The organism is Paenibacillus wenxiniae, from assembly GCF_039822605.1.
In the GTDB taxonomy this organism is placed as follows: domain Bacteria; phylum Bacillota; class Bacilli; order Paenibacillales; family Paenibacillaceae; genus Saccharibacillus; species Saccharibacillus wenxiniae.
This window is the reverse complement of the sequence record NZ_JBCGUH010000004.1, coordinates 143,753-164,995: the sequence shown is the minus strand read 5'-3', so window position 1 is coordinate 164,995 and position 21,243 is coordinate 143,753. Positions and strand designations below refer to the sequence as shown.

Below are 21,243 nucleotides of genomic sequence, written 5' to 3'. Positions count from 1 at the left end.
CATCGTTCACATGATCAACAGCCTGCTTCCACTCCCAATTCATCCGATCCAAGCAATAAGGAGATGCCCAACGCTAACAAGCCCGCTGCGCCCCCCACTGCTTCGCCTTCGCGCTATGAAGCATTGCGGGCGATTATGCAATATGCACGTCCGCACAAACTCGCTTTTATCGGTTTGTTTTTTACGACGATGCTGGCGATTGCGGCTGATCTGTTACAACCGTATCTGGTCAGTATCGTCATTGACGATCATATTGCGGTTGGCCATAGCGGTTTATCCTTTCTGATCGGCATGGCGCTGATCTATCTGGGGCTGGCGGTGATCAGCTTGATCTTTACCTATGTACAGAGCAATTTACTGCAATATGCCGGACAGCATATTGTAGCTAGCATTCGTAAAGATTTGTTCGCGCACATCTCTAAACTGTCGATGAGCTTTTTCGATCGCTCCAGCAGTGGTGGTCTGGTAACAAATGTCTCAAGCGATACAGAGACGATTAGCCAGTTTTTCACCCAGGTGCTGCTCAGTCTGATTCGCGATGGCATGATGCTCGTATTTATTATTTATTTTATGTTCCGGCTTGATGCGACACTTGCGTGGTATTCGATGCTAACTTTACCGATTATCGCAACGCTGGCGATTCTGTTTCGCAAGCGATTGCGCCAGGTGTATCAGCTCGCTCGTAGCCGGCTGTCTCGACTGGTCGCTTTTACCGCAGAAAACTTATCAGGCATGGCATTAATCCAGATTTTTCATCAGGAAAAGGAACAGACTCGACGCTTTACCGAATTTAACAGCGATTACTGGGAAGCGAATGTGCAGCAACTCAAATCGAACGTCCTGTTCAACCGCACATTCGATGTGCTCGGTAATATCGCGCTTGTGCTTATGGTATGGCTGGGTGGTGTCGCTGTGTTTAATCGGCAAATGGAAGTCGGCGTGCTATACGCATTTATTAGCTATATCCGTCAATTTTTTCAGCCGATTAACCAGATTACGATGCAATGGAATACGTTTCAGTCGACTATCGTATCGATGGATCGCATCTGGCGCATTTTGCGATTGAAGCCAGACATCGCTGATCCCGCACCGGAGCAGATGAAGTCGCTTCAACCGGAGCAAGTACGTGGTAAAGTTGATTTTAACCGCATTACATTTGGCTATGATCGTGATCAACCGGTACTGGTTGAACTGGATCTGCATATTCGTCCGGGTGAAATGATCGGTGTTGTCGGCACGACAGGGGCAGGGAAAAGTACATTGATTTCGCTGCTCAATCGCTTTTATGACGTATGGGAAGGCTCGGTGATGATCGATGATATCGATCTGCGCCATATCCCACAGCAACAGCTACACCGAATTGTCGGCTTGATTCAGCAGGAGCCATTTCTGTTCTCCGGTTCGATTATCGATAATGTGCGTATGTTCCAGACTGATATTAGCCGTGAGCAGGTGATCGAAGCCTGCCGCTTTGTCGGTGCACATGAGATGATCGCACGACTGCCACAGCAGTATGACACATTGTTGTCAGAGCGCGGCAGCGGCCTGTCGGCAGGCGAACGGCAATTAATCTCCTTCGCGCGCATTGTCGTATTCCAGCCTAAAGTGCTCATTTTGGATGAAGCGACCGCCAATCTGGATTCGCATACCGAACAGCTTGTACAACAAGCGCTACAAACCGTTTCACATGGGCGCACGACGATCGTCATCGCCCATCGTTTGTCGACCATTATGCATGCAGATCGTATTCTCGTGATGGAACATGGTCAAATTGCTGAGCAAGGTACACATGCGAAATTACTAGCACAGGGCGGTATTTATGCCGAGCTATATCATCATGCACGTCATAGTGCTGGGACAGCGGCAGAGGCATAAATAGAATCGATAGCCTATCGTCTACTCCATAGATACAGGCTGCATAGATACAGACTGCTCTCATAAATATAGAATGTTAGCCTGGAGTCAGACTGTTAACATAGATGGCGACTGCGAATGATACAATATATTCATTCGTCTTTCGCCTCTGACCAAAAAAGCTGATGCTGCCACTCTACTAGAAATCGATACCGTTTCGATACCATAATTTTATTTATAACCAACCGTTTCAATACTATAATTCCGTTTATAACCAACAAAAAGCCTGCTTTTCTCGTATCCCCTCCTGTAGAACAATCATTCTTACAGGGAAGCGAGAAAAGCAGGCTTTATTTCATTATTTGCGTAATACGCCATTTACGGTTTTGTTCAAGCCTGTTACAACCGTTTCGATTACATTAGTAGTCGTTGGTGTTGTGGTGGCTGTACCGGTATTGGTCGTTCCTGTACTTGTCGATGTTGTTGACGTGCTTGGCGTTGTACTTGTTGGTGTTGTCGTACTGGTCGTACTTGATGTTGTCGTTGTACTTGCTGGCACTGTAGTGCTCGTCGTAGTGTTGCCTGTTGTTGTCGTTGCTGGTGCAGTAGCCGTTGTATTCGATGTTGTAGTCACTGGTGCTGGTGCGCTTACAGTCGATGTAGTGCTCGTCGGTGTTGTAGCGCTACCTGTTGTTACCGTACTGCCAGTCGATGATGTCGTTGTCGAAGCTGTCGTACTACCCGTTGGTGCTGTCGTTACAGGTGTTGCCGTTGTACCTGCTGTCGATACCGTGCTACCGGTCGTTGATGTGGACGTACCGCTAGTCGTCGATGTGCTCGTAGTTACAGTTGGTGTTGGGCTAGCTGTAGTCGTCCCTGTACCTGAAGCAGTCGTTGTCGCAGGTGCAGTTGTAGTCGTTGTAACTGGTGTTGGACTTCCTGTCGAAGTTGACGTGCTGGTTGAACCTGTCGGTGTTACGGTTGCTGAGCTACTAATCGTTGACGAACCATTTGTCGCTGTAGCTGTCGGTATAGTAGTAGTGCTCGGTACTGGCACGGCTACATTCGTATCGCCTGATGCAGAGCTAGCTGTACTACTCGTTGCCGGCGTTGTTGTCGGCGCTGGAGCTGATGTTGGACTTCCTGTTGTAGAAGTCGAAGAGCCGGTCGACGTCGTTGGAGTCGCAGCGACTGGACTGCCTGATGCTGGTGCAGGCGAAGTGTTCATGTCTGCTGGTGCAGTCGTGGATGTCACCGTGCCTGGTATCGGCGTGACTACACTAGCATCGCCAGTCGTCATTGTGCTTGTTGTTCCGGGCATCGGACTAGCAGGTGTACTACCTGTTCCGCTAGCAGGCTGTGTTGTTGATGTTGTTGAATGAAATTCTGTGCCTGTCGTCGGTGCTGCTGTTGAACCGACACTTACTGGAGTTTTCACTGCTGCTGTCTGTGTTCCGTTAGCTGTCTGGTTCGTCGGCACTTTATAAATGACTGTAGGGTTGGCTTTAGCTGTATCGGCTGGTTGACCAACACCCATTTGCTCTGCTAATTTTTTACCGTAAGTCATCTCTACATATTTGTCATATGATTGCTTGCTCATCTCTAATTTCAATTGATGAAGTTTGGACGATACCGTCATCTGCTGCTCGTTACGTTCCACTTGAAAGCCCTTTTGCATAAAACCCCGTACCGTCTCATCGAAGTTTTCTTTGGTCAAAGCAATCCCTTGACGCTGCCCAATTTGGAAAAAACCATGCCCGTTCAATGTCTGCTGCATTTGCTCACTTACAGCATCGGATCGCTTTTGCTGACGCTCATACAGTTTGTTCAAATCCTGTTCGCGCTGCTCTTTATCGAGCATTTCCTGCTTATACTTTTTGTTATCGGTGATCTTTTTCTCCGCTGGACTCTGGTTATCTGATGGATTGCCAGAGATCGAAGTTACAGAGTTAGAATCTGACTTTTCCTGCGACCGACTTGCACCTATTGGATAGGATGTGTACGCCTTGGAAGGGGTCTGATAAGTCGTTGCTGTGATATTCATCGCGGCTCGCTCCTCACGTGGTGAATGATCAGGCTGTTGAACTAGACGACAGAGAAGTAAACAGAACGAGGTATTTATTACTCATCATATTAATCATACATTTAAGGAATAATATACCAAATGATTATTGGTTATAATTTACTATTTATCCAGTTATCAAACAAGGGACTATTATACTATTAGAGGTAATTTTATCCATTTTATATTTATATGTGTTTTCTCGTTATTAGATGAACTTTGTGTATAGCTTTTTGATCGTGGTCATCTGCTCTATGCCTGAATGCGCAAAAAAAGCCTATCTCCGATAATCGGAAACAGACTTTTTCAGATGTGTACCGTTTGTATAAACGTTATGTGTTAACAGCAATACATTGTGTTTACTGCATATGTAGCAGTGTATTCATGCTGGGCTATCCACATTACACAATCTTTTGTATCACAACTCACATCAAGCTAATATTGTGACGATTTGACTTGTATCTATGCTTGATTCAGCGAAGAACGTCAAATGCGTGCTCATTCAACTACTTGCCATTCAGAACAGATGAAAATTCGTTAACATTCGAATCGACTTTGGACCATCGATCTTGTTGGGACTGTACGTATCGCATATACGAGTCCTTGCCAATTTCGAGCTTGAGCTGATGCACCTTAGAAGAAATCATCATCCGTTCCTCATCTGCGCTAACCTGAAAACCGCGATTGATCAAATTTTTGATCGCTTCTGTGGAATTCTCTTTCGTAATCACCAGCTGGGAGCTTTCACCGATCTGATTATACACGCTCTCCAATAAGATATCATGCGTAGTTTTGTCGCTACCTTGCTGTTGTTCCTTTTGTTTCTCAAACAGCGTATTCAAATCTTTTTGCCGTACTTCTTTGTCCTTGTCTTCCTTTTTGTACTCTTGCTTCTTTTGTAGCTTTTGCTCTTCTGCAAATTGATCATTTTGCTTCTGATCCTTGAGCTTCTGATCTTTAAGCTTTTGTTCTTTCGCTTTTTCCGCTTGCAGTTGCGGATTGTCACGGTCTTGTTCTGTTTTAGAACGGTCTGAAGGATCCGAATCGTTACCGTTGTTACCCGTATACATCGACTGGTTACTACTAAACGTATAGCTAGAGCTTGAACTGATATTCATTGCTGATCTTCCTTTCTAACGAAGTGAACAGTACACTGCTTTGAATCTTGCTGCATACTCCTCGGACTGCACACAAGTAATGACATCAAACGACAGTTTATGCTCTATTATTATAGTAAAAAGTTACTATCTAATATCCTATCCAACAAGGGTATTTAGACCTAGTTAAATACGCAAGTTAATTAATTTGCAACTTAATCATTAATAAACACAGAAAAAACCAGAATCTCGCCTTACAAGCGGGAGATTCTGGCTTTGTCTAAGCATCGTGATCCAGTTCATCTGAATCCTATGGTGATAAACGTAAAGTCGTGAGTTCGCTCCTTAGCGAACCGAGGAGCGTTCAACTTGCTGGTGCATCCAGTAGCGTATACGCTGTAGCACATCTTGCATATGCAGCGGCTTGCTCATATAGTCGGTTGCACCTGCCTGAATACTCTTCTCGCGATCTTCCTTCATCGCTTTGGCAGTTAACACGATAATCGGTACATCGCTATACCCGTACAGATTACGCACCGTTTTCATCGTTTCGTAGCCATCCAGTTCAGGCATCATAATATCCATCAAAATCAGATCGATATGTTGATCCATATGCAAAATTTCCAGTGCATCGCGTCCATTTTGCGAGATTACGATGTTCATATTGTAACGTTCCAGCATGCTCGTCAGTGCATACACATTACGAATATCGTCATCTACGATCAGAATCTTTCTGCCATTCAAAATATCCGTTCCGCCCGGTTGCACCGATAACGCCTGCTCCGCAGCGGCTTCCTGACCGAAAGCCGCAAAGGATGAACGTTCTCTGGACGAGGATGGCGTGAATGCTCCTTGTTCAGAGGAATTCATATATTCATAACTATCCGCCGAAGATACCGTTCCTTCTTCCATAAACACCGTTCGATTCAGATGCAGTGGTTCATTCATCTCAAAGATGGCATGCTCGGAATGCGGGTCTGTAACCATACATGGAATATAGAAGGTGAAGATGCTGCCTTCTCCATATTTACTTTCCAGATGGATCGTACCGCCTAGCAGATTCGCCAGCTGTGACGAGATCGACAGACCAAGACCAGTACCGCCATATTTCCGTGCGGTCGCTCCATCTGCCTGACGGAATGCCTCGAAGATCACTTCGCGATTCTCTGCCGAGATACCGATCCCTGTATCACTTACGCTAAACGCCAGCATCGGCTGCGAGCTTTCATAGCTGCTCGTTTGCACCCGATTGACCTTTTGTACCTGTAATGTGACGCCACCCGTCTGCGTGAATTTGAAGGCATTGGATAGCAAATTACGAAGCACTTGCTGAATACGCATCTCATCCGAATAGACCAGCTCAGGCACGTTTTCTTCCACTTCCACTTTGAAGAACAATTCACGCTGGGCTGCGGTCTCGCGGAAGCTGCGCTCCATCTGCTCTAGCATCGCTTCTATGCTGATCGGGTTAATCTCGATCTGCATTTTCCCAGCTTCGACTTTGGACAGATCAAGAATATCATTGATCAGATTCAGCAAATCTTTACCGGAGGAATGAATAATGGACGCATATTCCTGCTCCTTGGCTGTCAAATTGCCATTACCGTTCTCCGACAAAATCTGAGATAGAATCAGCATACTATTGAGCGGTGTACGCAATTCATGCGACATATTCGCCAGAAATTCTGATTTGTACCGCGAGCTAACCTGTAGTTGCTGCGCATATTTGTCCAGCTCGATTGCTGTGCTTTCGGCTGCCATCTTGCCCTGCTCCAAACGCTCGTTTAGCATTTGCAGCTCTTCGGTTTGCATTTGCAATTCTTCCGTCTGCGCCTGTAATTCCTCGGATTGGACTTGCAGCTCCTCGGATTGTACCTGTAGCTCATGATTCATCGCTTGCGATTCACGATACAGCTGTTCCACTTCCATGCGAGTCATGACCGAATGCATCGTCACTGCAAAAATATCAATTAATTGCTGCAACAGATGCTTTTGCTTGTCTGTCATCGGTTCCAGTAGTGCAAATTCAACGACAGCAATAACGCGACCTTCAAAAATGATCGGGGCAGCAACCATTGCCTTCAATCCCGTATGTCCCAGACCAGAACTGATCGTGCGTACATACTCGTCTGACAACGGGTGCAATTGCAGTATGCGACGCTCGATGATCGCCTGTCCGGTCAATCCTTCGCCCTGTTGCAATCGCGCAGAACCTAGCTCTGCATCGGCATCCGAAGCGGCAAAGGAAGCCGATTTGAGCCAATCACCTTCTGCCGTTCTACGATATACGACACCGTATGGCGTACCAAACCATTTGTTCCCTTTGGTCAACAATACCGCTGCCAGGCTATCTACGTCGGTTGCTTCTTGAAAACGTGTTGCCGCCTGAGCGATCTGATCTTTCACCCAGTTCTCATACTGTACATGATCAAGTAACTGATTCGCCGCCTCGCCCAGCTCGCCAACCTCGTCGCGAGACGTTACATCAATCCGTGTACGTAAATTACCGCCGGTAGCAATGCCGAGTAGCGTATCACTCACATCACGAATCGTACCGACAATCTGACGTGCAATGAGCAAAGCAGTCGCAATCGAGATTACCGCGAGCAAAATCCACACGCCGATCATCATCGCCAGCATACGCTCATTACTTTGCGCAGCTGCTTCGATACGAGTGGTCGTCAGCGCCTTCTCACTATTGCGGAATGCATCCATCTCCTGACGCAGTTGATCAATCTGCTGCTTGCCGGGATCACTGGCAAAAAAGCTTTTAAGGGCTGCATCTTCTCCGCGCTGCTTCATCGTAATCGCAGGCGTTCCCGCTTCCTTAATCCAACTGGCGATCCCTGTGCGAATCGTTTGCAAATTGTTCTGCTGTAGCTCATTACCACTAACCAGTGCATACAGCTCGTTATAGTCGCTCTCCCATTGGGAGACGGCTTGATTATAAGGTTCCAGATAGCTCTCTTCACCGGTGAGGACAAAACCGCGTTGCCCGGTTTCCATATCCAACACATGCTTTTCCAGCATATTGGTCAAGTTATGAACTTCCAGATCATGATCATTGATGTATCGACTTTCCTGTTCCAGCTGGTTCATACGCCCTGACATCATCGTCAGAACAATACCCAGACAGACAATGATCACGATATACCCGGCTACAATTTTAGTGCGTATTCCAAATTTTGCACCTTTCAGCACCAAAAGCCCTCCAGTATATAGTTAAATGCCAAGATTTCCATTCATCGATCCTATGCAATTTCATTTGGCTACCCAACTATTTTACTTCAAATGATCTCGTTTGCAAACGGAGAACGGGCGAAATGATACACAATTGTTTTACAGCATGCCTGAACGCAATTCCAACTGTGAACGGTATTCCTGTGGTGTAATCCCTTCCAGTTCGCGAAACACCCGTGAGAAGTGTCGACTGCTTTCAAAACCGACCTGCTCACCAATTTCGCTCAGACGATGATGCGGCTCTGCCAGCAATTGTTTGGCACGCTCAATACGTAGCTTTTTTAAATAAACGACAAAACTTTCGCCTGTGTACGCCTTAAATGCCTCGCTAAAATACGAATAATTCAGCGATACATGATTGCTCACCGTTGCCATATTAAGCGGACGTGCATAATGACTGTGCAAATACGCTACCGCTTCTTTTAAACGATGGTGTTCACTATGGACGAGCCGAAGTTGCCCGATATAGTCGTCCAGACTGAGCAGCAACCGTTCCAGATCACGGCAGTAATCGTGAAAATAACGATAATGCTCCAAACTGCACACACGCCGATACAGACGCAGCACCTCAATCGATGCTTCGCCAAAATGACGAAATACTTCATCCAGCACATTGTCATTAATGAGCCGCACGGTGCGCTGCACTTCCTCCAAGCTGCGCATTCCTGCGCCCGATAATCGGAACAGATGATGCACCATGCCGCTAATCTCGCTGCTGCGCCCTGTACCGAGCAGATTACCTAATCTGCGTACATCTTCTTCCAGCTGCGACTGCGAAACCTCAACCTCATGCAGCTGTGGCTCATGTACCAGATACATACCGGGACAAAAGAAACCGTATGCCAGCGCCCGACATGCTTGCTCATACGCTATTTGTAGTTCATTGTGCTCGATCATTGTACTGCTCACACCTGCCCACAAACCGGACACTTCACGACGAGCCGCCGATTGTGCCAGTGCTTGCAGTAGACCTAGCTGCTCCTGAGAAATGATCCAGATGCGCCGCCCTTCCCGATCCAGCAATTGCAGCTCATATCCAGACTGCGTATGATCGGCAAGCTGACGTAGCAGCAGATCCAGTTCCTGCACAGACACCGGATGTCCATCTGCTGTCACGCAATTCCAGACACAAACCAGATACGGTTTTGGCAACTCCAGCCATGTACAATCGGTAAGCTGGTGTCTGGCTTCATCCGCTGGCGCTTCCAGCCAGCGTGATAGCTGTTCCTCCTGCCACTGGCGCCGATAATGATCGGCATCTTCCAGACGGCGCGACAGTGATTCCTTGCGCAGAAGCTCTTTTTCCAGATTGTCCAGCGCAGTGAATAGATCATCCCGCCGAATCGGCTTGAGTAAATATTCCCGCACCTGATAACGGATCGCCGCCTTTGCATATTCAAAATCGTCATGACCGCTTAATACGATCACTTCCGGTTGCTGGATCAATTCATTGCTCGCACGTAATTGCTCCAACATCGCCATGCCATCCAGCACCGGCATACGAATATCGGTAATGATCATATCGGCTGGTTGCTCACGCAGTTTACATAGTCCTTCCTGACCATGTTTTGCACAACGAATGGCATATCGCTCTGGAAATTGACGCTCAATCATCACTTGAAGTCCATGCCGGATATTTTTCTCATCATCAATAATTAGTAGTTGTCTCATGCCGGATGTCTCCTCCTGCAACTATAATTTTGGGCAGACGAAGCGATACTTCGGTTCCTTCACCTGCGCTACTTTGCACCTGTAATCCGTATTCATTGCCAAAAAACAGCTGGATACGCTGCTGTACATTCAGCAGTCCGTAGCCGCTTGTTTCCGCTCTGGATGAAGAAGGAACCGACATCGAATCTGGACGTTCAGACCGCTCGGACAATTCGGCAGCTGACGCTTGCTGTAATCGCTCGTTCAATCTGACTATCCGCTCAGGTGGGATGCCTTGCCCGTTATCCTGTACAACAATCCGCACGCTTCGTTCGCCTTCATCGATGGCACGAATACGCAACTGGCGCTCTCCCTGTTCTTCCGTCCAGCCATGCTTGAACGCATTTTCTATAATCGGCTGTAACGACATTTTGAGTAGCTCTAGCTCCTGATACGCAGGTGAAATGTCCAGCTGTAGCTGTACCGGTTCATCAAAGCGAATATTCATCACTTCAATATAGTTGCGGATATGTCGCAGCTCCTGACCGAGTGTGACATACTCGCCGCCCCATTTGAAGTTATAACGCATCATTCCGCCCAGTGAAGTAAGGGCATCAGAAATTTGGCGCTGATCCTCGATCTCCGCCAGCATTTTAATATTTTCCAGCGTGTTATACAGAAAATGAGCATCGATCTGACTGTACAATGTACGCAGCTCGGCTTCCTTCATTAATGCCTGCTTGCGCACCGCCTGCGCGATCAATTCATTAATCGTGCCGCTCATCCGGTTAAAATGATACGCAAGCTCGCCGATCTCACCGCCATCCACCTGCACCATCGGCGGAAGCTCGCCCCTGCGCATCTGCTTCATCGCCTGCGTTAATTTACGCAAATTTTTCAAAATAAGCGAATTGGCTACATACGTAATGAGCGAGACGAGTACGATAAAAGCGATAGTTGCGACAATGATCAGATTACGCGCGCGTCCGGTATCCTGAAGCATTTTCTCCAGCGATACGACCTGTACAAGCTGCGCCCCAAGACGCTCAATCGGCATACTTGTCAACAGATATGATTGTCCGTCCGCTCGATATTGTGCGGACAGCTCGCCTGACTGCGCAGCAGGATCAGCCAGCAGTCGTTGCGCTAGCCGGGTATAACGGTCGGTCTCTATAGGAGGCGCGACATGGCCATCCCCTCCATCAAGCAGTAACAAGCGTGAGCTATCTTCCTGACTTTTGCCAAATGTTTGTGGAGCTAGATCAGCCAGCCGCATATCGATCTGAATCACACCTGCATGATATCCTTTCGGAAGTTCCAATTCACGAAGCAAAGATAGCTTGGGCGGATCAGGTTCCAATGGGCGACTGCTATCGCTCCGATCCAGTGCCAGATCGCTCCGCTGCATATACCATGCTTCCCGATCACCCAATCCGTGCACCTGGTTATACCACGGCGCATCGGTGATCCGGCTTTCATGCAAAATAATCGGCCAGATTTCATACGTTTTCGGACTATTGCTATACAGACGCAGATGCAAAATAGACGGATTATTAATCTGAATCTGGGCAAGACGCGCATACGAATTTTCATTAAACTCGATCAATTCGGCGGTCGGCTTATCCTGATTTTCCGTCAAATACTGGATCACTGCCTTATCGGATACGGCAAGCTGTGCGGCTCGTTCCATCGTCTCCAGCTGAGTTAAGATGGTCTGCTTCTCATTGTGCAGCGTGTCTATACTTTTCAGACGTGTGTCCTGTATATAGGTCGTATTGATCTGCTGATACGAATAATAGGACACCGCTACGGTCGGTAATAAAATCACGATAATGTAGGCAGCAATAAGCCGACTTTGCAGCGGTAATCGGTTCAGTCGTCGGAATACATCACGTACTCTGTTTTGCCATCGATCCACATGCACGTCTTCCTTTCCATGATATCCAACTAAATATAAACGCTTACATTTCCAATTCTATTGTATCGCAATTGGATCGCAATTGGATCGCATTTTTTTAGGAAAGCTTAAACATTTGGTGATGCTTTTTATAGTAATCGATAATAAAATCACGCAACCGTTGTGCGGATGAGGATAACCATTTATTTTTCAACCAGAACAGACTCACCGAGTAGGTCGGCGATTCACCTGCAATGCGAATATAGTGCAGCTTAAATTGCCGACAGACGGAGATCGGCAGCAGCGCAATGCCCTGATTAACACCGATGATCTCGGTCAGCAGATACGAATCCACTTCAAACACGCTATTCGGCACAAAGCCAGCACGCTCACACATTGCCCGGATAAACTCGCTATATTCCTGATTGTCCGCCAGTGAAATAAATGGCTCCTGTGCAACTTCAGACAATGACAATTCCTGCTCACTGGCATACCGATGATTTACAGGCACCACCAGCACGATATCCTCATCGATCAGCACATGGCTTTCGATCTCCTCGTCCTCCGCACGGTGGCTGGCAATTCCTAGCTCGATATCTCCCTGTTTCAGACTGGATATGATTTCATTACGCATTTTGATCCCTTGATGCACTTTCGCATCAGGATGCAGTCTAATATATTCCGTAATCAAGCGTGACAGAAAACGCGGATTGGAAATGGAAATTTTGATCGTATTGGATAACAATTGCTCCTGCGACTGAATTTCACGCTCTGCATTTTCCAGCTCGATAAAGATGCGATTGACATGCTTGAGCAAAATGTGACCGGAAGCGCTGAGCTGAATATGGCGCCCTTTGCGAAGGAATAGCTCTGTACCTAGCTCATCTTCCAGCCTTTTAATCGTTAGACTTAAAGACGGCTGAGCAATATGCAGCTGCTTGGCAGCATTAGACATATGTTCCAAATAGGCAACCGTTTGGAAGTATTTAAGCTGGAGTAATTCCATGGGTAGCTCCCCTTTCATTTATTACAGTAAATGTATATATACTTTATGATGTATTGGAAACTATGTAAATAAAGACGTAAAATAAAGATATACAAATAGTATACAGCTAGAGCGCGATCGTGAAGATGAAGATAAAGAGGATACAGAATAGCGCATCATGTCATCGCGTAGAGTATACAGCTGATGACGCATAGGTCACAACTGCTACTCATTCACAAACAATTAACAAACGGCTATGACACAATACGGATTGGTGAAAGGAAGGGTTTAAAGATGAAGATCGATATTAATAATACGTTCCAAAATTTTAACACACCACTCACTGCACCCGCTTATCCAGTTCCAACTTATAAATTTGTTAATCGTGAATATTTGAATATTATTTACCGTACCGATATGGAAGCACTGCGTGCCGCTGTACCGGAGCCACTGGAAATCAAAGACCCGCTCGTCAAATTCGAAGTGATGTGGATGCCGGATGTGTCCGGTTTAGGCGCGTATACCGAAGCAGGTCAGGTGATCCCGGTTCAGTTTAACGGTGAAGATGGCGACTATGTGCATTCGATGTATGTCGACAATTTTCCGGCGATCGCCAGCGGACGCGAACTGACCGCCTATCCAAAAAAACTAGGTGCACCGAAGCTGTATATCGATTCGGACACACTGGTCGGCACACTTGATTATGGCAGTTTGCGTGTAGCAACGGCAACGATGGGCTTTAAACATTTCGAAATGGACAAAGAGCAGGCGAAACAGGAAATTTGCCGTCCGACTTTCATGGTCAAGCTGGCCACCGATTATGAAGGCAATCTGCGTCTTTGCGATCTAGTACGCACACAAATTACCGACATTACCGTCAAATGGGCATGGTCTGGACCCGCGCGTCTGCAATTGTTTGAGCATGCACTTGCTCCGCTTGCCGATCTGCCTGTACGCGAGATCGTATCGGCTTCGCATATTTTGACCGATCTTACACTCCGTCCGGCAACACCGGTATATAACTATTTAGAACAGCAATAAATATTCGGAGCAGCAATAGTGGTTTAGAGCAATCCTAGCGATTTAGAGCCATGATAATGATTTAGAATCACACTATGGAATGGAAGCAACACGGCATAGAATCGTGGTCATCATAAGGAGGAAATCATCATGAGAATTGCAATTTTGGGAGCAGGTTCACTCGGAACGATCGTCGGCGCTTATTTGAGCGATGGCGGTATGGATGTCGAATTAATCGATACGTATCAGGAGCATGTGGAAGCGCTGAATCAACATGGTGCTAAGGTCGTCGGTACGACTGATTTTATAGCCCCTGTCAAAGCGATCACCCCGCAGCAGAAATCCGGCACTTATGATCTGGTGCTACTACTGACCAAGCAGCTATACAATGGAGCAGTGTTGGAAGAACTGTTGCCATTCCTGCATAAAGATAGCGTCGTCTGCTCTCTGCAAAATGGAATACCAGAGCAAAGTGTTGCCGCTGTCGTAGGCGAGCATCGCGTCATTGCCGGCTCGGTCGAATTTGGCGCTACGTTTATGGAACCCGGTGTATCCAAGCTAACGACAGCATATACCCAGTTTAAAAAATACGCTTTCCAAATTGGCGAGCTGAACGGCGCGATGACCGAACGGATTCAGCAGATCAAAACCGTGCTGGATCATGTGGGCGGTACGCATGTGTCCGACAATCTGGTCGGCACTAAATGGTCCAAACTGCTGATCAACAATGCCTTTAGCGGACTATCCGCAGCACTGAATGGAGAATACGGACATATTCTGGATGATGAAACAGGCATCGTTAGCGCGGTGCATATTGCCGATGAGACGATCAAAGTTGGACATGCCAATGGCATCCATTTTGCAACGATGGGCGGATTCGATATCGCTTCGCTGGAGCTGCATAGCTCCGATGATATCCCAGAACGTGTACACACACTGCGCACGATGATGGAACCATCTCGCCTGCTCAAAGCGAGTATGCTACAAGATTTGGAGAAGCAGCGGAAGACGGAAATTCAATATATTAATGGTGTCGTGCCACAGCATGCAGCAGGTACAGGCATTGCAACGCCGTTTAATGATCTGGTCGTGAAACTGGTACAGGCGGCAGAAGCACGTCAGGATGTGCCGGATTTTGCGGAGAATATTCAGTTGTTCCAGCGGTTGATTGAAGCGGAGAGTGTGAAGTGATGCGGAAATGAATCGTGATCATACGGGTGAGCATGGGTGTTTTAACAAAGCTTTTTAGAGCTATATAGTTACCGATGTGTCGGGACATCGATCATTTACAATAAGGAGCGTTCTCTGTGTCATGCTGCTTATAATAGGATAAAATAACGTAGGATCAATGATCATCCAGCACATGAAAGAATACCCTTATAAACTAGACCGATCCCCTCGCATGAGGTTGATCAAATTGCTACATTGTCTTTTAATTCGTAACTAGAGCTACTTTATGAGTGTAGTCATGGCAGAATGTACGCTAATCATTATGTTAACTATTAATCAAAACAGCAACTACCGCCACCCCAGAATTGGAGTCGGCGGTAGTTGCTGTTTAAGCTGCATCGTTGGATGGGATTGTGTATCGTTAGATGGTAGTTGCGCTGCAATAGTTCGTTCTGCAATAGTTCATTGTGCAGCTCTTGTACGTTATAAGCTTATATTAGATATTATTGTTGCACGCTTTTCAGCTTTTCTACATTTTTCTCATACTCTGCCTGACGATACGCTTGAACTTGATCAAAGCCGTATCCATTGCGTTTGGTCAGGTAGTTTTGGAAAATCTGATCAAATTCGCTATCCGATGAGGCGAGCAGCAGTTGTGGTAATGTTTTGCCCCATAGTTGTTCGATCTTGGTATTGATAATACCTTCCGGTGAGTTACCGGTTGGATCGAGCTGGTCAAACTCAGAACGACTGACCGTTTTACCTTTGGTCCAGTCTTCCATTTGTTTGAATGGCTCGACGCTCTCTGGCTTCCATTGGTCAGTGATGTTCGTATCCATCTCCATCCAATATTTATGAGAAGCCCCGTACTGGGTATCAAACGCAGAGCGGTCGCTGTTCAGCAGCTTCAACACTTCCGGTTTGAACACCGGTTTGTCATTAACCATATCATACGTTACGCCCGGCTCGCCCATGTACAGATCGCGCTGGCCTTCTTCGCTAATGATGTATTCCAGGAAACGAATCGCCCGCGCTTTATCCTTCACATTTTTGGAGATTAGCGTCAGCGTCCAACCGGAGATGACCGGACCGCTCAGTACAGGTGGGTCTAGCTTCTCATTGGATGGACCATCGACGGCGATGTAGACGGAATTCGGGTCTTTGGCATACAGTGCATTTTGCTGTGCGCTAAAGTCACTGCGTTGATACAGCATCGCAAAATAGCGGCCCTGCGCGATCTTTTCCTCCATCTGTGCACGTTTGTCGATAAAGATATCTTTGGCGAGCAACCCTTCCTGATTCGCCTGACGCAATGTTTTCAGCCATTTTACATATTCTGGATCGGTGGCGCGATCATACAGCTTGCCATCCTTTTCCATCGGTACATCCAGAAAATTTTGCAAATAGCTTTCCAGTGAGTAGTTCCCATTCTCGGTAAATTCGTGCAGACCGAGTGGGATGAGCGGCTGCCCATTCACCTGCGGATACTTCTGTTTGGCCATTTCCAGCGCTTTCAGGAATCCTTCCGGTGTGCGCATGTCCGGCTTGCCGAGCGCTTCGTACATATCTTTACGCACGACGAATACCTGGTTGGAAATATAGTTTTCGCCGTACTTTTTGAAATCGGCTGGTGAGGAAGAAGCGTTTGGATAGCCATACACATTATTGTCCGGCTGTTTATACCATGCCAGCTTAGCCGGATCGGTCACTTTGAAAAAGTAGGGATCATACTGATCTGCCAGCTCGTTCAGCGGCAGCACCAGCTTCCCTTCCATCATCTTCTTTACCGCATCCTCGCTCCATGCTAGCGTAATAAAGTCAGGCAGTTTCCCCGAAGCGATCATCGTATTGAGCTTCTCGTTTTCATTCCCAGCCGGTACGATAAAATTGATGTTGACACCGGTCTTTTTCGTTACATACTGGCTCGTTATATCTTTGCCCCAATCGGTGCCGGTGTACCAGGAAAAGTTCATGTACCAGTCAAATGTAATCGGCGACGTGTCCGCCTTCCAGCCCGGCTCATTAGCCGATGCCTGCTTGACTGGCGTCTGATTCTCACTGGCACTCTTGCTGCCGCCGCCAAAATAAGAGCACGCTGTCGTCAGCACCAGCAGCCCTGCCATAAGCGCTGCAATCGCGGGCTTGCGCCAGGATGCTGCGGAGCGCTTGGGAATGTTTCGTTCGGTATTGTGCATGAATGTGAACCCCTTTCAAAGTTAAGGTTGGTCTAAGGGAAGAGCTTTTGAGCTTTTGAGCTTTTGAGCTTTTGAGCTTTTGAGCTTTTGAGCTTTTGAGCTTTTGAGCTTTTGAGCTTTTGAGCTTTTGAGCTTTTGAGCTTTTGAGCTTTCGAGCTTTTCATGTCTTCCTTTGTTCCTTTCTTCTCTCGCTCTATAGGTTGAATCGTCGAAAAATACACTCTATACATTTTTATCCTGTAGTAATAAAAGGAGATGCCATAATGGATCTCTTCACTCATTTGAAACAGGTTATAGCTACGGCGTATACGCAAGCTCGAATACGTTTAACCTTCCGCAGTGGTATCTACCCCAGTACAAACCATTTAGTTTGCGCACATCCCCTGGCTCGCATGCTTCACTTGTTCTCATCGTTGGAACATAAAACGAAGTGCTGGATCAGCCCTTAATCGAGCCGATCATCATCCCTTTTACAAAATACTTTTGCAAGAACGGATAGACAAACACAATCGGCATCGTCGTCACTACCATTGTCGCCAGCTTAATCGATTGCGATGTGACCGAACGAGTAATACCGCCCGGCACGGCTGCCAGCATCTGGTTGGAGCTGGATTCTGCTACGACACGATACAGGTACGTCTGGATCGGTTGCAGGGACGTATCGTTCATATAGATCATTCCAGTAAAATAATCATTCCATTGATACACGCCATGGAACAATCCAATCGTAGCGACCACAGGCATCGATACCGGCAGTACAACACGCAGGAAAATCGACCAGTCATTCGCTCCATCGATACGTGCCGCTTCTTCCAGTCCATCCGGAATTTCGCGGAAGAACGTCATAAAAATGATCAGATCGAAAAAGCTAAACATGGCTGGAATGATGTACACCATGAAATTATCAAGTAACTGCAAATCCTTCATTAACAGAAACGTCGGAATCAAGCCACCGCTGAAAAACAGCGTGATCGTACCGATCCAGATGTACAGTTTACCGCCAATCAGACCACGGCGAGATAGCGCATACGCGACCATCGCGGTAAACAACACATGAATAACGGTGCCGATAATGGTCTTAGCGACGGTAATCCACATCGCCTGCATAATGCCTTCGCTCTGAAATACCGCTTTGAAGCTCTCCAGACTGAACAGGCGCGGCCACCAGTAAATGCCGCCACGCATCGCGTCCGTGCCTTCATTAAATGCGTTCACGAGCACGTACCAGATCGGGTATAACGTAATAAAGCAGATAAAGATCATAAAGATCGCATTGCATGTATCGAATATAATTTCGCCGCGGGTGCGGCGGGATGAAGTGATCATTGTCGGGTGCACTCCTTTCAATTGGTCGGTATTGAGTTTGGGCTACATGTAGCAAAAGTATATGTTGACCTCTCCAGCGAGCAGTCCGATCAGCACGGCAATGGTTGGCTGGAGCATCTCTTGTAGTGTAGGTTAGGAGCTAATCGCAAACCTTTTCCATAGCATGGTGTCAATAAAACAGAGGTTAAAGATCAAACTCAAGTTGTAACGACCTTTCTATAGGCAACTCTATAGGCAGGTCAGCGATTTTAAATTACTGGAGATACATCACCAGATACATCACTTTTCCATAAAGCGATCCTACACTATATGCCTTTACCTTCTTCATCAAATCCCTTGTATCTTCACCTAACTGATTGCCTAGAACAACGACGTATTATTCAATCGCTTGGTCACCTGATTCGCGATCAGGAGCAGAATTAACGCGATCACCGACTTGATCAAACCAATCGCTGTCGAATACGAAAACCGTCCGGATAATAGACCGGTCTGGTACACATAGATATCGATCACGTTACTGGCGCTTTCATTGAGTGAATTGCGCAGCACGAGAATCTGATCGAAATTAGAGTTGAGCACGCCGCTGACTGCGAGAATGAACAGGATCGCAATCGTGCTCTGGATGCCAGGTAAAGTGATGTACCACATTTTTTGAAAACGTCCAGCGCCATCGATCGTCGCTGCTTCGTACATTTCCGGTGATACGCTCGCCATCGCTGCCAGATAAATGATCGCTGACCAGCCGAGTTCTTTCCAAATGTCTGAAATGATGACGATCGCCCAGAAATATTGTGGTTCTGCCAAGTAAGAGATCGGCTGGTCGATCAGATGCAGTGCCAGCAAAATCTGGTTGATCACACCGACATCGGCAAGCCATGTGCTCAAAATACCGCCCAGAATAACCCATGACAGAAAATGAGGTAAGTAGGAGATCGTTTGGACTGACTTTTTGAAGCGGACAGAGCGAATTTCGTTAAGGAATAGGGCGAATAGAATCGGTAACGGGAACCCGATAAACAGTTTGATCAAGCTAATGCCAAGCGTGTTACGGATCACATCCCTTAAATTTTCATCTTCCATAAAGGCTCGAAAATGTTCCAGTCCTACCCACGGCGCCGCTCCGATGCTATCTACGATGTTAAATTCCTTGAACGCAATCACGATGCCGTACATTGGAATATAGTTAAAGATCAGCATCCAGACGACGCCCAATAGCGCCATCACTTGTAGATGCCGCTGCGTATACAACCGCCGAAACCAGCGCCGCATCCGCCCAGCCGCTGTCGTCTTCTCCTGCGGACGCGACTCCGACCCGGTCTTCATCCCGGTTTCCATCCTATCTCCCCCTTTTATATGTAAGCGATTACAATTATAGGTTTAATTATATCGATGGGTGGAGAAGACGTGAATGTCTCATTTTTCGTATTGGGTGTCTCATTTTTCGGGTTTGGGGTTTACTATGCGTAATAGGAAAGAAAGTGAGCTACAAACAAAAGATATAAAGGATTGATACCATATGATAGGATGCGTTTGAGGATCAATGATTTGTACGTGTCATGAGATCATGTGCACGTATAACGATTTGAGCATATGTATATAAAATAAAGCACTCCATTTAGTATGGAGCACCTTATTTTTATGATTACTTTTCTAAACATTTAATAAGCAGCTGTGGAAACCTTTATTTAACTAGGTCTGTTATTTCTATTAGCTCTATGTGCTACACCGTAAATAATTCCGCCTACAATCAGTGCAGAAATTAAGGCGAGAATGATGGCAGCTATAAAGGCTTGAATAATACTTCCCATCGGAAGATCATTGACCCTCACATTAAGCGTGTAGAGCAATAAGAAGACAATAAATGGGATTCCAAAAGATGGGGAAGAAAGAAATTTCCGCATTCATTCACCCCCTATTTGTTTTACTATATTCGTAAGTACAGCAAGATATAGTTCTCGTTTAAACTAGATGGGTATGCGGTTTTTCCCATACTCTTGTGTAAGGAGCGACTGTGGGCTTCTTCAGCCCAGTTGTGTCAAGGGAAGAACACTCCTTTTCGCAAATCTCCTAAGGATTTTATGTAAGCTTAGAGTTTGCACTTTTTCGTCCTTGCAGGTTACGACTTTCCACTAAAACTTTAAGTATTCTTCTGTATACATAAAAACGATTGTGGTAGTACTTCCACTACAGCCTTACAAACAACGTTCTCAATCTATGAACGGTGTCATTTGCAAGCGACACTTTTCGTTATATTTCATTCTATCTTGTAGCTAGTTCTAGTTCATGTCTTCTTACTAATGGGATCAGACTTCACTTTATAAAAATCCATTTCTAATTAAGTGTAATTCATTCTAGCAAGGTCAAGTATGAAGCGGTATCAGATAGCGCTCTATCAAAGTTGCTACCTCCTCAAAAGACATATGCCCCTGGGCAGAGTCTAATACTAGATTGTAATATTCATCTTTGCTCATCGACAAATGGTATCCATTCAGGTAGAGGAATGTATCACAGGCAAATGCAGCTGTTCTTTTGTTCGCATCAAAAAAAGCATGCGCTCTAGCGATCGATACTAAATAAACAGCGGCCTTCAGGGATAGTCCAGGGTACAGCTCTACTCCAAAGCTCTCCTGAAAGGGTTGCTCTGCAATAAAATGTAACCGACTACTATCTTTAATTCCCTGAAGACCGCCGTATTGTTCTAACATATTATCGTGTAAACATATTAGATCGTCGTATGAAAGTGTACT

14 protein-coding genes are annotated in these 21,243 nt (G+C 46.4%); 3 read left to right on the top strand and 11 right to left on the bottom strand.

Going from position 1 to position 21,243, the window contains the following annotated elements; all coding sequences use genetic code 11:
- Nucleotides 1–63 precede the first annotated feature (63 nt).
- Nucleotides 64–1,875: an ABC transporter ATP-binding protein gene (locus AAHF22_RS09555; RefSeq protein WP_347324996.1), complete on the top strand. Its 1,812-nt coding sequence runs from the start codon at nt 64–66 to the stop codon at nt 1,873–1,875.
- Between the two features lie 337 nt (nt 1,876–2,212).
- Here AAHF22_RS09555 and AAHF22_RS09550 read toward each other — a convergent pair whose 3' ends face one another.
- The 6 genes from AAHF22_RS09550 to AAHF22_RS09525 form a co-directional block, all read right to left on the bottom strand.
- Complete coding sequence (locus AAHF22_RS09550) at nt 2,213–3,898, bottom strand: hypothetical protein (protein WP_347324771.1); 1,686 nt, start codon at nt 3,896–3,898, stop codon at nt 2,213–2,215.
- 524 nt (nt 3,899–4,422) lie between these two features.
- On the bottom strand, nt 4,423–5,034 hold the full coding sequence (locus AAHF22_RS09545; RefSeq protein ID WP_347324770.1) for a hypothetical protein: 612 nt from the start codon (nt 5,032–5,034) through the stop codon (nt 4,423–4,425).
- 324 nt (nt 5,035–5,358) lie between these two features.
- Nucleotides 5,359–8,214 carry a CHASE3 domain-containing protein gene (locus AAHF22_RS09540; RefSeq protein WP_347324769.1) on the bottom strand — a complete coding sequence of 952 codons (2,856 nt, stop codon included), beginning with the start codon at nt 8,212–8,214 and terminating at the stop codon, nt 5,359–5,361.
- Between the two features lie 138 nt (nt 8,215–8,352).
- The gene (locus AAHF22_RS09535; RefSeq protein WP_347324768.1) at nt 8,353–9,924 is read right to left on the bottom strand and encodes a response regulator; all 1,572 of its coding nucleotides are present in this window, start codon (nt 9,922–9,924) and stop codon (nt 8,353–8,355) included.
- Complete coding sequence (locus AAHF22_RS09530) at nt 9,902–11,821, bottom strand: cache domain-containing sensor histidine kinase (RefSeq protein ID WP_347324767.1); 1,920 nt, start codon at nt 11,819–11,821, stop codon at nt 9,902–9,904. Before AAHF22_RS09530 ends, AAHF22_RS09535 begins: the two co-directional genes overlap by 23 nt.
- 97 nt (nt 11,822–11,918) lie before the next feature.
- A complete protein-coding gene (locus AAHF22_RS09525) occupies nt 11,919–12,806 on the bottom strand; it encodes a LysR family transcriptional regulator (protein ID WP_347324766.1) in 888 nt (295 codons plus the stop codon).
- Between the two features lie 273 nt (nt 12,807–13,079).
- Between AAHF22_RS09525 and AAHF22_RS09520 the strand changes: the two genes are divergently transcribed.
- Both AAHF22_RS09520 and AAHF22_RS09515 read left to right on the top strand, forming a co-directional pair.
- Nucleotides 13,080–13,826, top strand: a complete 747-nt coding sequence (locus tag AAHF22_RS09520) for an acetoacetate decarboxylase (protein ID WP_347324765.1) — start codon at nt 13,080–13,082, stop codon at nt 13,824–13,826.
- 129 nt (nt 13,827–13,955) lie between these two features.
- On the top strand, nt 13,956–14,996 hold the full coding sequence (locus AAHF22_RS09515; RefSeq protein WP_347324764.1) for a ketopantoate reductase family protein: 1,041 nt from the start codon (nt 13,956–13,958) through the stop codon (nt 14,994–14,996).
- Nucleotides 14,997–15,478: 482 nt separating this feature from the next.
- Here AAHF22_RS09515 and AAHF22_RS09510 read toward each other — a convergent pair whose 3' ends face one another.
- The 5 genes from AAHF22_RS09510 to AAHF22_RS09490 form a co-directional block, all read right to left on the bottom strand.
- Nucleotides 15,479–17,098: an extracellular solute-binding protein gene (locus tag AAHF22_RS09510; protein ID WP_347324995.1), complete on the bottom strand. Its 1,620-nt coding sequence runs from the start codon at nt 17,096–17,098 to the stop codon at nt 15,479–15,481.
- Between the two features lie 510 nt (nt 17,099–17,608).
- A complete protein-coding gene (locus AAHF22_RS09505) occupies nt 17,609–18,496 on the bottom strand; it encodes a carbohydrate ABC transporter permease (RefSeq protein ID WP_347324763.1) in 888 nt (295 codons plus the stop codon).
- A 360-nt stretch (nt 18,497–18,856) separates the two neighbouring features.
- Entirely contained in the window at nt 18,857–19,831 is a 975-nt protein-coding gene (locus AAHF22_RS09500; RefSeq protein ID WP_371834043.1) for an ABC transporter permease, read from the bottom strand.
- 350 nt (nt 19,832–20,181) lie between these two features.
- A complete protein-coding gene (locus tag AAHF22_RS09495) occupies nt 20,182–20,397 on the bottom strand; it encodes a hypothetical protein (RefSeq protein WP_347324762.1) in 216 nt (71 codons plus the stop codon).
- A gap of 459 nt (nt 20,398–20,856) precedes the next feature.
- Nucleotides 20,857–21,201 (bottom strand): type II toxin-antitoxin system death-on-curing family toxin, encoded by a 345-nt coding sequence (locus AAHF22_RS09490; RefSeq protein ID WP_371834042.1) that lies wholly within the window; start codon nt 21,199–21,201, stop codon nt 20,857–20,859.
- Nucleotides 21,202–21,243 lie beyond the last annotated feature (42 nt).

Excerpts from the sequence above, each read along its gene's own strand:
- AAHF22_RS09505 (WP_347324763.1), bottom strand. The coding sequence starts at position 18,496 with ATGATCACTTCATCCCGCCGCACCCGCGGCGAAATTATATTCGATACA.
- AAHF22_RS09535 (WP_347324768.1), bottom strand. The coding sequence starts at position 9,924 with ATGAGACAACTACTAATTATTGATGATGAGAAAAATATCCGGCATGGA.
- AAHF22_RS09550 (WP_347324771.1), bottom strand. The coding sequence starts at position 3,898 with ATGAATATCACAGCAACGACTTATCAGACCCCTTCCAAGGCGTACACA.
- AAHF22_RS09545 (WP_347324770.1), bottom strand. The coding sequence starts at position 5,034 with ATGAATATCAGTTCAAGCTCTAGCTATACGTTTAGTAGTAACCAGTCG.
- AAHF22_RS09495 (WP_347324762.1), bottom strand. The coding sequence starts at position 20,397 with ATGCGGAAATTTCTTTCTTCCCCATCTTTTGGAATCCCATTTATTGTC.
- AAHF22_RS09520 (WP_347324765.1), top strand. The coding sequence starts at position 13,080 with ATGAAGATCGATATTAATAATACGTTCCAAAATTTTAACACACCACTC.
- AAHF22_RS09555 (WP_347324996.1), top strand. The coding sequence starts at position 64 with ATGCCCAACGCTAACAAGCCCGCTGCGCCCCCCACTGCTTCGCCTTCG.
- AAHF22_RS09500 (WP_371834043.1), bottom strand. The coding sequence starts at position 19,831 with ATGGAAACCGGGATGAAGACCGGGTCGGAGTCGCGTCCGCAGGAGAAG.
- AAHF22_RS09490 (WP_371834042.1), bottom strand. The coding sequence starts at position 21,201 with ATGTTAGAACAATACGGCGGTCTTCAGGGAATTAAAGATAGTAGTCGG.
- AAHF22_RS09510 (WP_347324995.1), bottom strand. The coding sequence starts at position 17,098 with ATGGCAGGGCTGCTGGTGCTGACGACAGCGTGCTCTTATTTTGGCGGC.
- AAHF22_RS09525 (WP_347324766.1), bottom strand. The coding sequence starts at position 12,806 with ATGGAATTACTCCAGCTTAAATACTTCCAAACGGTTGCCTATTTGGAA.
- AAHF22_RS09515 (WP_347324764.1), top strand. The coding sequence starts at position 13,956 with ATGAGAATTGCAATTTTGGGAGCAGGTTCACTCGGAACGATCGTCGGC.